This is a genomic window from Rubripirellula amarantea (assembly GCF_007859865.1).
In the GTDB taxonomy this organism is placed as follows: Bacteria; Planctomycetota; Planctomycetia; order Pirellulales; family Pirellulaceae; genus Rubripirellula; species Rubripirellula amarantea.
This window is the reverse complement of record NZ_SJPI01000001.1, coordinates 1,921,415-1,937,468: the sequence shown is the minus strand read 5'-3', so window position 1 is coordinate 1,937,468 and position 16,054 is coordinate 1,921,415. Positions and strand designations below refer to the sequence as shown.

At 52.8% G+C, this 16,054-nt stretch carries 13 protein-coding genes; 9 read left to right on the top strand and 4 right to left on the bottom strand.

Annotated features, from left to right (window positions below; genetic code table 11):
* Window positions 1-73: 73 nt before the first annotated feature.
* The 3 genes from Pla22_RS07070 (at window position 74) to Pla22_RS07060 (ending at window position 4,464) form a co-directional block, all read left to right on the top strand.
* A complete protein-coding gene (locus Pla22_RS07070; protein ID WP_242631849.1) occupies window positions 74-1,117 on the top strand; it encodes a 3-keto-disaccharide hydrolase in 1,044 nt (347 codons plus the stop codon).
* Between the two features lie 145 nt (window positions 1,118-1,262).
* On the top strand, window positions 1,263-2,834 hold the full coding sequence (locus Pla22_RS07065; protein WP_146513989.1) for a sulfatase family protein: 1,572 nt from the start codon (window positions 1,263-1,265) through the stop codon (window positions 2,832-2,834).
* A gap of 61 nt (window positions 2,835-2,895) precedes the next feature.
* A complete protein-coding gene (locus Pla22_RS07060; protein WP_146513988.1) occupies window positions 2,896-4,464 on the top strand; it encodes a sulfatase in 1,569 nt (522 codons plus the stop codon).
* 33 nt (window positions 4,465-4,497) lie between these two features.
* Here the strand turns inward: Pla22_RS07060 and Pla22_RS07055 are convergent, their stop codons facing one another.
* Entirely contained in the window at window positions 4,498-5,154 is a 657-nt protein-coding gene (locus Pla22_RS07055; RefSeq protein WP_146513987.1) for an RNA polymerase sigma factor, read from the bottom strand.
* A gap of 126 nt (window positions 5,155-5,280) precedes the next feature.
* Between Pla22_RS07055 and Pla22_RS07050 the strand changes: the two genes are divergently transcribed.
* Window positions 5,281-7,503 carry a serine/threonine-protein kinase gene (locus Pla22_RS07050; protein ID WP_242631848.1) on the top strand — a complete coding sequence of 741 codons (2,223 nt, stop codon included), beginning with the start codon at window positions 5,281-5,283 and terminating at the stop codon, window positions 7,501-7,503.
* A 148-nt stretch (window positions 7,504-7,651) separates the two neighbouring features.
* Here Pla22_RS07050 and Pla22_RS07045 read toward each other — a convergent pair whose 3' ends face one another.
* Window positions 7,652-8,506 carry a hypothetical protein gene (locus tag Pla22_RS07045; RefSeq protein ID WP_146513986.1) on the bottom strand — a complete coding sequence of 285 codons (855 nt, stop codon included), beginning with the start codon at window positions 8,504-8,506 and terminating at the stop codon, window positions 7,652-7,654.
* Between the two features lie 115 nt (window positions 8,507-8,621).
* Window positions 8,622-9,041 (bottom strand): hypothetical protein, encoded by a 420-nt coding sequence (locus Pla22_RS07040; RefSeq protein ID WP_146513985.1) that lies wholly within the window; start codon window positions 9,039-9,041, stop codon window positions 8,622-8,624.
* Window positions 9,042-9,273: 232 nt separating this feature from the next.
* Between Pla22_RS07040 and Pla22_RS07035 the strand changes: the two genes are divergently transcribed.
* The 3 genes from Pla22_RS07035 (at window position 9,274) to Pla22_RS07025 (ending at window position 12,595) form a co-directional block, all read left to right on the top strand.
* Window positions 9,274-10,191: a hypothetical protein gene (locus tag Pla22_RS07035; protein WP_146513984.1), complete on the top strand. Its 918-nt coding sequence runs from the start codon at window positions 9,274-9,276 to the stop codon at window positions 10,189-10,191.
* Between the two features lie 69 nt (window positions 10,192-10,260).
* Window positions 10,261-11,475: a S1 family peptidase gene (locus Pla22_RS07030; RefSeq protein WP_146513983.1), complete on the top strand. Its 1,215-nt coding sequence runs from the start codon at window positions 10,261-10,263 to the stop codon at window positions 11,473-11,475.
* Window positions 11,476-11,704: 229 nt separating this feature from the next.
* Window positions 11,705-12,595, top strand: coding sequence for a hypothetical protein (locus tag Pla22_RS07025; RefSeq protein WP_146513982.1), 891 nt, complete (start codon window positions 11,705-11,707; stop codon window positions 12,593-12,595).
* 174 nt (window positions 12,596-12,769) lie between these two features.
* Here the strand turns inward: Pla22_RS07025 and Pla22_RS07020 are convergent, their stop codons facing one another.
* Entirely contained in the window at window positions 12,770-14,143 is a 1,374-nt protein-coding gene (locus tag Pla22_RS07020) for an NAD-dependent succinate-semialdehyde dehydrogenase (protein WP_146513981.1), read from the bottom strand.
* 321 nt (window positions 14,144-14,464) lie between these two features.
* On the opposite strand from Pla22_RS07020, the gene Pla22_RS25175 reads away from it, so the two are divergent.
* Window positions 14,465-14,635, top strand: a complete 171-nt coding sequence (locus Pla22_RS25175; RefSeq protein WP_165440550.1) for a hypothetical protein — start codon at window positions 14,465-14,467, stop codon at window positions 14,633-14,635.
* 98 nt (window positions 14,636-14,733) lie between these two features.
* A complete protein-coding gene (locus Pla22_RS07015; protein WP_146513980.1) occupies window positions 14,734-15,918 on the top strand; it encodes an AI-2E family transporter in 1,185 nt (394 codons plus the stop codon).
* The last annotated feature ends 136 nt before the right edge of the window (window positions 15,919-16,054 follow it).

Sequence of the window (16,054 nt, the reverse complement as noted above, 5' to 3'; positions counted from 1 at the left end):
AAAGGTTTTCAAGCGACGTACTTCCAACTCCCTACTTCGATCATGGCGATTGATCACAAACGGCAACGGAACGATGATTCACAAGCTCAAGACAGCGTTCATATTCGCGCTCACGCTATTCTCGGGAATGTCCTATTCGGCAAAGGCCCAGGAATCTCCCACAGTCAACACTAACGTCGCGTTGGGGAATTGGAGCCTCGTACTGCCAAATGGCGCTGCGGGTTGGATGACCATCGGTCAACATGAAGGAGCATTGAAGGCTGAATTGTGGACCGTGGGAATGGGCCGAGCGACTGACAACGTTCGCTACGATGGAAACACCCTTACGTTCTACCGAAAGATCTCCGTCGGCGCGCCCGAATACGCAGGCGGTCCACCAACGGGTCCAAAGGTGAACGTGAAGCACATCGCTACCATCGACGGTGATCGCATCACGGTTGACATGCAATGGCCAAATTCGGCTGGTGACATTGAAGAACAGCGTTTTCATGGCAAGCGATTGCGGCCACTACCTCCGCGTCCGAATCTTGATCAAGTGCAGTACGGAGAAACGATTGAGCTTTTCAATGGTCGCGACTTAACCGGTTGGCGACTGACGAACCCAAGCCAAATGAGTGGTTGGAAAGCAGAAGATGGTGAGTTGGTGAACACAACTCCTAAGCTTAGCTTTGATCCGTTCTCGCAATACGGAAACTTGCGCACCGACCGCGAGTTTGACGACTTCAACCTCATACTCGAGTTCAACGTACCCAAGGGCGGCAACAGTGGCGTCTACTTGCGAGGTCGCTATGAAGCCCAAGTGGTTGACCGAGATAGTCCAATGCAGGGCATCCAAGGTGTAGGTGCCATCTTTAGTCGCATGGCTCCGTCAACCAATGCGGGCAAACTCGGCGGGCAATGGCAGTCCTATGACATCACATTAGTGGACCGTCATGTAACGGTCATTCTCAATGGCACAAAAGTGATCGACAATCAACCCATCGTTGGTGCTACTAACGGGGCACTGAGTGCCGACGACGAGGCTCCCGGTCCTATCTACCTTCAGGGTGACCATACTGCGGTACGCTACCGCAATCTCTATCTACGCCCGGTAGTTCGAGCGTCTGGACCGCGATGAAGTTCCCGCTGACGTACCGCACTTTCCAGCGAGAACTACGTTCGCGATCTCTCTATCGATTAACTTAGACTTGCGTCCAAGCACTTGTCGATAAACTGCCCGCTGCGTCCGCAGTGATAATCCAATACGGAAAATGAAAACTGAGATGCCGGAATCCGATTACCAAAACAGCACGACCGTCAATCTAATCATTGCAGTGATTGCCGTCATCTTGGGGTTTGATTGCCAACATGCGGTCGCAGAAGAGGTCCCGACATCTGGTACGCGGCCCAACATTTTGATCCTCTACGCCGACGACCTCGGTTTTGGGGACCTGAGTTGCTACAACGATCACGGGAAGATACCGACACCCAATTTGGATCGCCTAGCTTCGCAAGGAATTCGTTTCACAGACGGACATTCGTCTTCGGGGATTTGTTCGCCTAGCCGATTCGCACTCTTAACAGGTCGGCATCATTGGCGTGACTTCCACGGTATCGTGCAGTCTTTTGGACGGTCCTTGTTTGAACATGAACGCTTGACGATGCCAGAGATGTTGCAGGCCAAAGGCTATCACACGGCGGCGATTGGCAAGTGGCACCTTGGCTGGGATTGGAACGCCATTCGCAAGCCGAATAGCGAGGGTGTCGTGAACGATAAGGGAGTGCAACCAGATGACTTTGATTGGACTTTACCCATTCCCGATGGTCCGCTCGCACACGGCTTCGATCACTACTTTGGTGATACCGTTATCAATTTCCCACCCTATTGCTGGATCAAAGACGACCGAGTGGTACGGGCTCCTGACGCAATGTTGGATACTACCAAGTGGCGGGCTAACAAAGAAGGATCGTGGGAATGCCGCCCCGGCCCCATGTTGTCCGACTGGGATCCCTATCAAAACATCCCCACGACAACAGATCACGCGATTGATTTCATCAACTCACAAGCGAAACAAGAAAGACCGTTTTTCCTTTACTTCGCGTTCCCTTCGCCGCACGCGCCCATCGTCCCCAACGACGAATTCGACGGGAAGTCCAAGGCGGGTCCCTATGGTGACTTTGTTGTCGAAACCGACGATGCGTGCGGTCGATTGCTGCGTGCCTTGGAGTCCAGTGGACAAGCCGAAAACACAATCGTTGTTTTCACTTCAGACAATGGTCCAGAACGATACGCATACGCGCGAGATGAAGCTTTTGATCACTGGTCATCACAACCATTTCGCGGACTCAAACGCGACATCTACGAAGGTGGGCATCATGTCCCCTTCATCGTTAAGTGGCCGGGTGTGACTCGATCGGGACGAGTCTGCGATGCGTTGGTCAGCCAGATTGATTTGATGGCGACCTTTGCCGACGCATTGGACTTTGAACTGCCCCATGACGCTGCTGAGGACTCCCATAGCCTGATACCACTGTTAAAAGATGAGCAAGCGTCAGTTCGACAAACACATGTTCACAACACGCGAAAAAACCAGTACGCCATCCGACACGGCGACTGGTTGCTGGTGGATGCGAAGAACGGCTACCTGTCAGGACGAAACCAACAATGGGAGCAGCGTCATGGCTACGGCGAAGACGATGAAGGTACCGTCGAACTATATGACTTGAAGAGTGATATCGGGCAACGCTTCAACTTGGCGGACCAGCATCCAGAGAAGGTCACTGAACTCCAACGTTTGCTCACGCAAATCCGCGAGCAAGGTCATTCGGCACCCCGTTTGTCGACCATTCCATGATGTCGCAACAAACATTGCAAACGATCCCTTTACCCATCAGATAGACAGACCAGTGCTTGCAATGAACTCTAACGCACTCCCATCGCGACTATGCCTGCTTGCGCTGGTGGTTACCGGAGCGTTAATCAGCGATGCAACCTCCTATGCCGATCAATGCAAACGCCCCAACATTATCGTGTTCTTAGTCGATGACATGGGTGTCATGGATACCTCGCTACCGTTCCTGACCGATGATCGGGGCCGGCCCAAACGTTATCCATTGAATGATTTCTATCGCACAGCGAACATGGAAAAATTGGCGGCAAGCGGTATTCGGTTTAGCAATTTTTATGCGATGAGCGTATGTTCGCCGACGCGAATCTCACTGCTCACCGGCCAGAACGCTGCCAGACATCACACCACTCAGTGGATCATGAGCGAGGCAAACAATCGCGGCGAGTTCGGTCCACCTGATTGGAACTGGAAAGGGCTGCAAAAGGATAGCGTCACACTACCTCGCTTGCTGCAGTCCGCTGGCTACCGCACCATTCACGTCGGCAAAGGACATTTTGGACCTCATGGTACCGAAGGCGCTGATCCTTTGAATCTTGGGTTTGAGGTCAACATCGCCGGTCGTGAAATTGGGGCACCAGGCTCTTACTCGGGTCAGCAAAACTATGGGAACGGGCGTATAAGAGGCAAAGACCGAGCGGTGCCGCATTTAGACAAGTATCACGGAACGGATACGCATTTGTCCGAAGCTCTAACCCTTGAAGCAGAACTGCAGATAGACCATTCCGTCGCGGCGGGTCAACCGTTTTTCCTTTATCTAGCTCACTATGCTGTCCATGCTCCTTTTCAGTCCGATCCACGTTTTGCGAGCCATTATGCGGACTCAGGACGACCGAAGCGTGTTCAAAACTTTGCCACACTGATTGAAGGTATGGACAAGTCGCTTGGTGATTTAGTAACCCATGTTCGCTCGCTTGGCGTGGGCGAGAACACACTCTTGTTGTTCTTGGGTGATAACGGAACCGATGCTCCGATTGGACACGAGCACACGGTCGCATGTGCTGAACCGCTGCGTGGCAAGAAAGGCTCGCACTACGAAGGCGGGATGCGAGTGCCATTCATCGCTGCATGGGTCACACCCAATCCAGAGAATCTTACACAGCAAGAACTTCCTATCCTTGTCGGTGGCATCCAAACTCAGATGGCGAACGTTTGCGACTTGTTACCGACGATTGCAGAAGTCGCGAAGGTCGCCCCTCCTTCAAGTCTCCAAATGGACGGAAGTTCGCTCGCTACACTGCTTACCGGTAAACCGGATGATTCTCATTCGACTGAGTTCTTGATGCACTTTCCCCATGAGCATCGCACGAATTACTTTACAAGCTATCGCAACGGCGACTGGAAAGTCGTTCATCACGATTTTCCTGGCGAGGACTCTGACAATGTTCGGTACCAACTTTTCAATCTTGCCTCGGATCCGTTTGAACAACGCAACCTCGCTGATTCGCATCCCGATGAACTCCAGCGAATGATGGAAGAATTGCTGGCGAGTTTGGAATCGCATCAGGCCCAATATGTCGTGGATCCAAAGAACCTTCCAACGCCGCTCAAGCCGGTCATGGTCCAGCCCGCGAAGTAGCGGCGAATCGCTTCGATGTGCCCACCGCGACCGTTAACGTGTCGGCTTGACGTCTTCAAGCAACTTTTCGAGCTGTCGCATGCTTCGCGACAAAAGAACTCGAATGGCCACGTCAGTCTTACCGAGTTGTTCGGCGATTTGCTTCGTTGCGAGTCCATCGACATACCGTAGACGGATAACATCGCGCTGTTCATCACCGAGACTTGCAATTGCTTGTTGCATCCGGCTAAGGCGAACGTCCTGGCTGAAAGCTGCGCTGGGCGAAGTCATGCTGGCAGCGAGCAATTGTTCGAGTCCCATGTCCTGGTCGCCACCGCCTGCGGGCGCGTGCAACGATTGTTGTCGGCGTGAATCGCGTCGTTGCGCGCCAAAGTGAAATCGGTGGGCATCGACCACTCGCCGACGAGCAACTTGCTGCAACCATTGCTTGGGCTCGTATTGCTCTAACGGTGCAGTGTCCAAACTAGCAATCGCGGTCGCAGCAACTTCCTGAAGCAAATCATCAAGTTCGATAGCACTTAACAAACGAGCAGTCGTAATGGAGCGAAGGAATCCCGTTAGTTCATTGCGGTGACGTTCAATGTAGCGTCCCAATGCTTCGGCATCGTGTTGCTTGATCCGAGCGACAAGTTCATGGTCCGCTGCGTCCTCGGAATCACCGTCATTGTTGGTTGAATCGATTGATGGCATGACAGAATTCCCTATTTGACGATGCTTGGAGTCTAAGGCTTGTGAATCTACAGTTACCCTGAGGCATTAGATTCTCTATTAGAATACCCAATCTTTTGTTCATTACGACCTTCGAGCGATTCTTCCGTGAACTCTTCGATCTCCTCGGATCCATCACCGATGGACGCAGACGATTGGCTGAGCGAATGTTTGCAAAGGCTCGCCGAACAGGGATGTGTTTCCGAGCCGGCGGAGTTGTTGGCGTATGTGCCAGACCTCGACCACGATTTGCGGCGAATGTTGTTGGTCGAGTTAGTCAAACTAGACATGGCAATGTCGGCCGAAGCAGGAACCATTCGTCGCATCGAGGACTACCTTGCGGTCGCGCCCGATCTATTGTCGCCCACTAATGTGCCAATCGACTTGGTGATGGAAGAAATGCAACTTCGGAGGGATGTTGGCGAATCGCCGCAGGCATCGGAGTATCAACTTCGTTATCCGCAGTTGGCTACCGTACTGACTCCGCTGGAGCAGTCCATCAACGCTATCGAGTCCGTAGAGACGCAAGGTGCACCGCCCGAGATCGACGCGGGTGAACAGATCGATGACTTCCTAATATTGCAGAAGCTTGGCCAGGGAGCGTTCGCCCAAGTTTATTTAGCTCAGCAAATTTCGATGCGACGCCTCGTTGCGCTGAAAATCTCTAGGGGCAAAGGGGGTGAATCTCAATCCTTAGCCCAGTTTGATCACCCTAACATCGTTCGCGTATTCGATCAGCGATTGCTCGACGAGTCGTCACTGCATCTTTTGTACATGCAGTTCGTGCCGGGCGGAACGCTGGCCGACGTCGTCAAGACCCTCCGCTCGCACCCCTGCGATGACGGCTTGAATCCACGGGGAGGATGGTTGCTCTTGCAGTCCGTTGATGAACAACTACTCGAAGCCGCGCAAGTGGTTCCCGATCAATCGGCAACCCGTGACTGGATCGCCACCTCACCTTGGCCTCAGGTCGTCGCATGGGTCGGCATCCATGTATGCCGTGCCCTTCACGAGGCTCATGCCCAACAGATCCTTCACCGAGACGTTAAACCTGCCAACGTTCTGCTCTCGGCCGAAGCAATACCTAAGCTCGCGGATTTCAACGTAAGTGTTTCTGAATCGCCCGACCAAGCTGGCAAGGCTGCATCGCTTGGTGGGTCGCTTGCCTACATGTCGCCAGAGCACATTGGCGCTATCATCGACAAAAACCATGCTGATCAAGCCAATATTCGCGAACCTGCTGATCTGTATTCGCTCGGCGTTTTGTTGTGGGAACTTTGGCAGGGACAACGGCCATTCCAAAGCGGCAGCGTGCAACTTTCTTGGAACGACGCTGCCGCCGAGCAACTCGCTTCGCGTCAACGCCCGCTCGCAACTCCGATTGTCGACGAATTGGCTCCCCACGCCGCCGCAGAGCGTGTTCTAGAAAAGACGCTTCGCCGAGTCCTATCGGTGGAGCCCTCGGATCGATTCGGCGATGGGGCTGAGATGGCGGGGCGGTTGCGTTTGTCGCTGTATCCGCAAGCAGCAACGCTGTTCGATCCGCCAGAGAAGTCCTGGCGAGCGTGGCTTTCGCGTCAATCGCCCTGGGTGATGGCGTGTTTGGTACTATTGATCCCACACGCGATTGCTGGTGGGTTGAACTACCAATACAACATGAACGAAGTGATGAAGCCACTTCAGTTAGAACACGTGCTGCGATCCGTTTCCTGGATCGTCAACCTCACCTATTTCCCCTTCGCAACGGTGTGCGCTATTTGGATGACTCGCAGCATGGTTCGTGCTGTCGAAAACGCTCGCCAAGATCAACGCGTTGATAGCCGAGACTTAGGGAACATGCTGGAATTGGGAAATCGCGCCGCGACCATCGGTGGTTCGCTTTGGTTTTCGTCTGGGATTTTGTTTCCGTTGGTGTTTCACTATCTAGATCCCGACTTTCATTGGATGGCATCGCTGCAGTTGTTTCTGTCGTCGTTGATTTGCGGAGGCATCGCGATGGCATACCCATACTTTGGAATGGCATGGTTAGCCACATTTGTCTTCTATCCCCTGTGCTTACGAAACACGATGCAGGATTCGGACTTCGACGAGAGGGCAACTCGGTTTACTAATCGAGGCGAAGTTTACACATTGATCGCGGCGATCTTACCACTCGTTGGCGGAGCACTGATGATTTCCACGCCTTCGTCTTCGCGATGGTTCATGTTAGCGGCCGTGCTAGCGGGCATGCTCGGATTGCTCGTTGCGACCTCGATTCACCATCGAGTCGTCAAAGCGTGGGCACAAATGGGGCAAGTCTTATCGACCCAAAATTCAGCTTTCCCCGAGTAGGTTCGGTGCAGCACATAGAACCGGTGCTGCACATAGGTCCGGTGCAGCACAGTGCCTTCCCCTATCACCAGTCGTTTCGTCCCCAAGCCCTCGGTCGCTCGCGAGCAAACACCGCAGGGCTTGGCGAGAAACGAAGCGAGTCGATCCATTAGGGCGAGGTCCTAGCGACTTCGGTAACGTTGGCTCCGAGCTTTTCCACAGCTCGACGCAGTTCGTCCAAATCAGTCGAGCCCGGTGCTTCCGATGCTTCCGATGCATCCGTCGCTTCCGGTGCGATTTGTTTCGGGACGTCGACTTGAGTAACCATTGCGGACGCGGATTCGCTAGTGACAATCTCCGTTGGCAAGCTAGAAATCCCGACCTGATCAACAGCATCCGCCAGCATTGGAATGGATGAAGTTGCCAATGCTTGAACATTGTTTGCCTCGTTCATCTCGATCCATTCGTCATGACTGTCGATGGCAACGATCAGTTTTTGAAAACCGATGATCTTGCCATTGTTGTTACCCATCGCCAACGCACCGATGGGCAGCGTGACCTCTACTTCGGCGGCAGTGCCAGGAGCGATCTCGCAAGTTCGAACGGTTGCGTTAGGAGCATGCGGGTGAATCGCCCCCAGCAATCCCACTAAAGACACGTCAACTCCATCGACCTTGTGTTGACTCTGGTTCATTACAACTACGGTAAAGCACGGGCCACACCCTTCGACGATCTCAGGTCGACGGTGCACTGACACAATTTGCAAGTCTCCGATATCGCCTGATGGAATTGAAGCCAATCCAAACGGGGTTGATCCCACCATCGGATGCATGGCGGGTTGGTCGACACTGCGATTCACTCCATGACGCATCACTTGAGCAATCACGTGATCGCAACGAGTGCTACCTATGAGTACCTGCGATGTATCAATGGTTTGACTATGAGCCACCGCGGCGAAGCAGATTGCGATGGTGGTCGTCACACAGGCAGCGACTGCGTAACGAAGGACTTTGAAAGGAAACATGAGAAGACCTTTAAGTAAGTTAGTTGGTTGTTTACGAAAAATGCCTGGCAACCCCATCGAGAGTCGCCAGGCATGGAGAGAGAGTCATCTGCCGCGAAAGCTGCGGTCGCTTTGCCTAGTAACAACCCCAGTAGCTGGTGTAACAAGGCGTGTAGCAAGAGTAGGAAGGTGTGTAGTACGTGAACGTTGGCGTGTAGCAGTGGCTGTACGTTGAGTAGCTGGTGTAGCAAGGGCGGTGCCAGCTCGAGTACGAACGATAGCCGAAACTGCGATGACCGTAGCTTCCGTAACTGCGACCGTAGCCACCAAATCGTCGGAAGCAGGCTGCAATCGCGTCACTGCTGTTCTCTTCATCATCACCAAGAAGAGCGTCAACGTCAGCTTGACCAAGTTGGTCGTTGGTGGACTCGACTTGTGCGATTTTGTCGTTGCCGGCGTCCATCTTGGCGATTGCCGAAAGCAAATCGTCATCAGCTTGAACCGAGCAGGCGAGCAACATCATGGGAGCGATTGCGAAAAGGGCGTTCTTGAACATCGTAGGTTTCTCCGATACATGGCAGGGTTTGTTGAGAAAGCGATCGTGAGTCTGCCGTGTCTCATCGTCGCTGGGCGTCACTTGACTAACCGACCAAGCGACGACAGCTCGGATGTGTTACGAGAAAGTTTGAAATCTTTTGAAATCAGCCTTGAGCGGTAACACAATGGCGCCGCTCACGCTAGGAAAAGTCGAACCCCTATTCGTCTTCCTCCTTAACGTGAGCAGTCCCATGAAAAACCAAACTCTTTGCCTTCTGTTGTTCGCTTGCCAGGCCCTCGCCGGCACCGTGAAAGCTGATGATGCACTGTTCTCTGAGATCGCGATGGAGTCCGTGTTCTCTCAATCGACACCGACTTCGGCGGATGTTGCCACCCCAAACGGATCGACGAGCCTTGACCGGATCACCGGTCCCACATCACTAACCAACGCACTGAAATCAGCAGGCTTCAATCCTCAACCGAACAAGGAAGCCGTTTCGATGAAGGTCGAGCGTGCAGGATGGAAACTGCCGGTTTCAATGACCGTTGACGTCGAACAAGACCGCATCACTTGCAAAATGTCGCTGGTAAAAATCGAGAAAGACATGGCAAATTCCAGCAAGACGCTGCTCGCCCTGATGTCCGCGAGCAATCAAACCGCGAACGCTTCCTTTGTTCTCGATAGTTCGGACATGATGCTTCAGCTTCGTACCACGTTCACCAATCGCGACATTACTACCAAGTTTCTGAAAAGTGAGATGGCGAGCCTAGCGGACACGGCGATCGCTCATTCGGACACGTGGCGCAAGCTAAAATCGAGCTCAACGCTCACCTCCACGTCGTCTGCAACTTCATCAACGTCTAGCGGTTCGTCTGACTATGCCCCTTTCGTCGGAAAGTGGTCGGCCAGCTTGCCCTCAAGCGTTTCGATCGCGATCGAATTCAAGGCCGATAAGACCTTCAAGATGGTCCACTTAGTGGGTTCAAAGGCTGCTGTTTCTTCGGGAACCATGATTCGAAACGCATCGCAATTGACGCTCTCAGAGCCTGGAAAAGCCGATGTGCAATTCCAAATCGAATCTGTCACAGCCACCTCCATGAAGTTGCGAATCGTTGACTCATCGAACAATCCAGGCACTTTGCTGCAATTTTCGAAAGCAAGCTCGTAACATCCACTAGCGAATTTCGCTTGGATAACCATCGAACCACCCCATTCACACTGTTCAAGGTACCCAATCATGTCTGCTATCCATCCTAAAGGTCTCATGCCTGTCATTCCGCTCGCCACAGCACTAGCGAATCGTTACGCCGTTATCGCTCTCATGAGCCTCATGGCCATCACTGCACGCGGTGATGCGGAAACCTACGCTCGAGTCGTCCAATCCACCGCTTGGATCGTTACCAGCGATGCTGACAATGAAACCGCGACCGGTACCGGCGTCTTGGTCGATTCGGAGAAGCGAATCGTCCTGACCAACGCACACGTCGTGGGTGATAGTCGCACGGTAGTGGTTTTCTTCGCCGATATCGAAGATGGCATTCCCAACGTAAAACGCAAACACTACCTCGATAACGTTTTGAAACTTGCACAACCTGGGAAAGTGGTCGCGGTCGATCGCCGTCGCGACTTGGCGTTGATTCAACTGCCCAAAATCCCCAAGGACGTGAAAGCCATCGAGATGGCGGAGAAAAGCATCAAGCCCGGTTCGTCGATCGAATTGGTAGGAAATCCGGGCAACAGTGACGTGATGTGGGTATCGACATCTGGTTCCGTGCGAGCCGTGTACGACAAGAAGTTCAAGTCCAACCATGGTGAACACAACTTCCGCGCAGTCGAAACGCAAAGCCCCATTCAACCAGGTGACAGCGGTGGTCCAATTGTGGACAGTGAGGGCAAGCTGGTCGCGCTGGCTCAGTCCTTTTCCCCTGAAACGTCGCTCATCAGCTTCTGCGTCGATATTACGGAAATTAGATCTTTGATGTCCAGCAGTTGGAAACCCGCGCCCATTCCCAGCAAACAACTGCTCGAGGATGCTGACATCGAACACACGGTTAGCTCAACCGGGCACTATCAAGTCGAACACAAGCTGGCCGACGACAAGATCCAAACGGTTTACGTCGCGAAAGACACCGAGTACTTCGAGCGTGCGGACGTTCGGAAAATCTGGTCACTCGTACAAGTCAGCAAGGATGCCCCAGGCACTGACCTGATGAATCGCCTGCTCCGCCAAAGCTCCGTGACCAAGATTGGAGCCTGGGCGATCGAAAAGAACGATGCGGGTGAACATCTGGTGATCTACGTCGCCAAGCTGGACGCTACTGCACCGGACGAAGCGATCAAAGGAACGATCGAGTACGTGGCCCGCATTTCGTCGGCGATGGCCAAGGAACTTGAACCCAAAAAGAACGAGAAAACGGCAGCCGAAACCCTGGCTTCCTGGCTGGCTCAATAGTCATGAGCGGTCAAAATTATCGACCGCCGAGGGACGTGTGACGCGAGGGGTTCGCTCGGGAAAGGGACACGAGACGCTTGGATTAAACCAAGCGAATCGTGTCCCTTTTTCTTTTTTAAGAAAGCTTGTAACAGAGCCCAACTGCCGACGCTTGGACTCTTAGCGAGCGAATGTTCGCCAGCGACCCAAACTCAATCCAAACACACGCTCTTTCGAAGGAACCCAACTGATGTCCAAGAATTTCAAACGAATGATGATCGCAGGCGTAATCGCCGTTAGCACCCTTCAAGCCGTCACCGCTTCAGCATGCGGTGGACGAGGTGGCAGCGGTGGCCGAAGCCGTGGCGGAATCGGTGGCGGAATTAGCATCGGATTCGGCAGCAGCCGATCCTATGGATCGTCGTTCTCGTCTCATCGACGCCACGTTGCACCGGTTCAACCGCAACCTGTGTACCCACAACCCGTATACTCTCAACCAACCTACTCGCAACCTGTTTATGCTCAACCTACCATCTCTCAACCTGCCGTTTCTCAGCCCGTCTACACCCAGCCCTCGTCACCTACTCCAGTTGTCGTAACGAACTCGCAATCACAAACGGTAAGCCTTCAGTCGACCGGTCCTCAACCTTCACAACCTATGACCTCGCCAAGCGTTTCGGCACAGCCAACTCAAACGACTGTCGCCGCACCGACCTCAGCACCGTCGAAAAAAGCAGAACAGGCTGCACCATCGGCGCTTCAAATGCTGACATCACTGGCGTCCCAAACGTCCACGCCTGAAACGTCTGACTCAGTAGTTGAAACCGCATCGAGCATTCCTGAGTTCACGTCGGCGGCGTCTGAAAAGTCAGACAAGAATTTGGGAACTTGGAAGGTATCGCTTCCGGGAAATCAATCCGTCGAGCTAAATCTGAAAGAGAACAACCAATTTTCTTGGACCGCAACCAAGTCGGGCGTGACGAGCAGTTTCGCGGGCACCTTCGATCTGACCGGGAACCAATTGACGCTCGTCCGTTCAAACGACCAACAACAAATGACTGGAACCTGGATCGCCAACGCAAATGGCTTCACTTTCAAACTTGATGGTGCCACGACCGGTGGCTTAGCGTTTGTTCGCTAGTCAAAAGGCCAAGCGATCAAAATGCATTATGCTTACGATCTGATAGATCAAATCGCTTCTTAGCTCAGCAAACTTTACCGCGTTGTGACGACAATCTCATTGTCATCACGACGCGTTCTTTGTTTGCGTAGTCATGGGTATGCGTGCCAAAGGACTAATCGCCCTTAGTCGCAACTACTCGGCTGGACCTAAGTGGATCAGCTTCTTGTTCACAAATTCTAGAATCCCCAAGTGCGACAGTTCTCGTCCGTATCCGGAATTCTTGATTCCGCCGAAGGGCAGCTCAGCGTGGGACTTCGTGGGCTGGTTGATGAACATCATGCCGGTTTCCACTTGCTCTGCAACACGACGGCCTCGTTCGATATCGCTCGTGAACACGCTGCCACCGAGTCCGTAGGAAGAGTCATTGGCAAGCTTGATAGCTTCAGCCTCATCTTTGACAACATAAACCGTTGCAACCGGTCCAAATAGTTCTTGGTCAAACGTCGGCATGTCGGGTGTCACATTCGTCAAGATGGTCGGATTGAAGTAGGCCCCTTTGCGGTCGGGGCGATCTCCACCGAGCACCACCGTTGCACCGGCGTCGATGGTCGATTGGACCTGCTTCTGCAGCTTTACCGCGGCATCTTCGGTCGACAAAGGTGCCAGCGTCGTCTCCTCATCCATAGGATCGCCCATTTTCAGCGATTCCAATTCTGATCGAAATCCATTGATGAACTTTTCGGCGAGCGCTTCGACCACGATGAACCGTTTTGATGCCACACAGGATTGTCCGGCGTTAACCATCCGCCCTTTCACTGCATGCTCGATCACTTGGTCAAGATCCGCGTCCTCGAGAACAATGAACGGATCGTTTCCGCCTAGTTCCAAGACGCTACGTTTGAGGTTCTTTCCGGCTAAGGCGGCAACGGCTGCACCGGCAGCTTCGCTACCGGTAAGTGACACCCCTTGGACCCGCGAGTCTGAAACAATTGCGTCGACAAACTCCGAAGGTATGAACAAGTTTTGGTAGACGCCGTTTGGTAATCCGCAGTCGGCGAACAGCTCTTCGATCGCTTCTGCACACTGTGGAACGTTGCTCGCGTGTTTCACCATCACGGTGTTACCAGCCATGATGTTAGGAGTAGCGAACCGCACCACTTGATAGAATGGAAAGTTCCATGGCATGACACCCATCAACACTCCAAGCGGTTCATGCCGGATGTAAGCGTTGACACCTTCTACGTTCATTGGCTGATCAGCTAAGAACTGTTCCGCCCCATTCGCGTAGAATTCAGCGATGTCAGCACAATAGTTGATTTCATACTGACTCTCGGAAATACGCTTTCCCATGTCCCGGGTGATCATTCGGGCATAAATGTCTGAGTCGCTTCTCAGAAGCTCGGCAAACTTTAATAGGCAGGAATTCCGTTGATCGAACGAGGTTTGTCGCCACTCTAGATAGGCATCACGCCCAACCCCAATCGCGTTGATAACGTCGTCCTTCGTGAGCGGTTCGAATTCTTGGAGCGTCTCGTTCGTCGCAGGGTTAACACTCGTGATGGTCATGGTACAGCCTTTCATTGAGATACGTAGTTGCTCGAATCTGTTAAGCAAAGTCTTGAATTGTCAGTGGGCGAGATTAATGAGCCCTCAACGCATGTCGCATGCCAATCTTCGAATGTCGGTTCCGATGATTCGATCCTCGTCTTCCCAAGATGAAGTGGTCGCCGTTGCACCATACTGACAGTTTTTCCCGCAACCAATTTCGTACTGGATCACGCATGCACGCTAAAAATGCGCGTTGGTCGCTTTGGCATCATGTTTGCGTTCTGTCCGTTCTGTCCGTTCTGGTCTCGACCGATATAGCCTCTAGAGAAAGATAGAAGAATGAGCAGTGACAAAGGTCAAATAGAAACGCTGAAAGACGCCGTCATCGACGAAGACAAGAAGCTTGGTGAAGAAGTTCCAGGTGCTCCGTTTGCTGTCGTGGGGCTCACCTATCCCGTTGTGTTGGCGATTGTTCTGATGGCTTTTGCACTGTTCTATTGGCTTACTTGAGCCGAGTGCGTACTAAACGTCAGTTGTTCCGATCACCGTTCCGATCGATAACGTTACTGCCGATCAATTTGCTCAACTATTGATGGTGACAATCAACCGTGACTAAGCACTCCGAAGACCGACTGCCGGTCGATTTAGTCCGTCCGATAGGACTATTGTTGCTGATCGCGACTCTGAGCAGTGTCTTTATCATTGCGAATGAAATCATCATGATTTTGTTCCTGGGTATCCTGTTCGGCGTTTTTCTGACGAAGCTTGCGAGCTGGATTAGCACATACAGTCCCGTCGGATATCGGGGAACGTTAGCCGTGGTAGTCTCCGCCCTGCTGATCGCAATCGTCCTAGCCCACGCATTTTTCTTTGTTCAAATCAACAGCCAGATCGACGAAGCAAGTGACCGAATCGACGAGGGCATGAGTGAACTCGGGACGCTCATCAGTGAGTACCCAACGCTTCGGACCACAATCGCAGGCACACCTTTTCTTTCGGATGCACTCGACATCAAGCAAAAACGACAAGGGTCGAATCGCTCCAACAACACAGACGACCAAGCCGAAAACAAAAATAAAGAAGGAACGTCGGATCAGAACTCCAGTGACCAATCGGGTCTTCAGCTCGAGAGCATCCCGGAACCAGTCAAGCAAGTAGCGTCAACCGTCGGCCAAATATTCAAAACAACGTTTGGGCTAATCGTCAATAGTTTGCTGATTTTCTTCGTGGGCCTATTTCTATCGATCAGCCCAACGACATACCGCGATGGCCTGGTGAGCTTAGTTCCTGTACCCAAGCGCGAGCGGTATAGAGAAGTATTCGACAGGACAGGGGACACGCTTTGGCGATGGTTGATAGGACGGTTCGGCTCGATGCTGGCCACGGGATCGGGCGCGTTTCTACTCTTGCTAGTACTGGGCGTTCCGATGGCGGCTACCCTTGGCATTCTCACTGCGCTACTCACGTTCATTCCAAACATTGGGGCGGCAGTGGCTTTGTTCTTGGCGGTAATGTTTGCTCTACCGCAGGGAACAGGGACCGTCGGGTTCGTTGTCGGCGGTTACATGGGCCTGCAACTTTTTGAAAGTTATGTCGTCACTCCGTTGATTCAGCAAAAGGCCGTCTCGCTTCCGCCTGCGTTGCTAATTTCCTTTCAAGCCATCATGGGCGTTCTCTTCGGTTTCATCGGGGCTGCTGTCGCTTCGCCTCTTCTAGCTGCGGGCAAAACGATGGTCGAGATGCTCTACATCGACGACTACCTCGAATCGCCTTCGACCGATCACGAATCATAGTGCGTCGAGTGATTTGATCTTTCGAAACCTAGCCTCGGAAATTGCTGAGTCCTTTAGAGCATGTCTCATATGTCGACAGGCTGTCTCTGCGAGCGATGTTCGCTATACGTGGCGATGTGGTTTACGGCACGCCAAT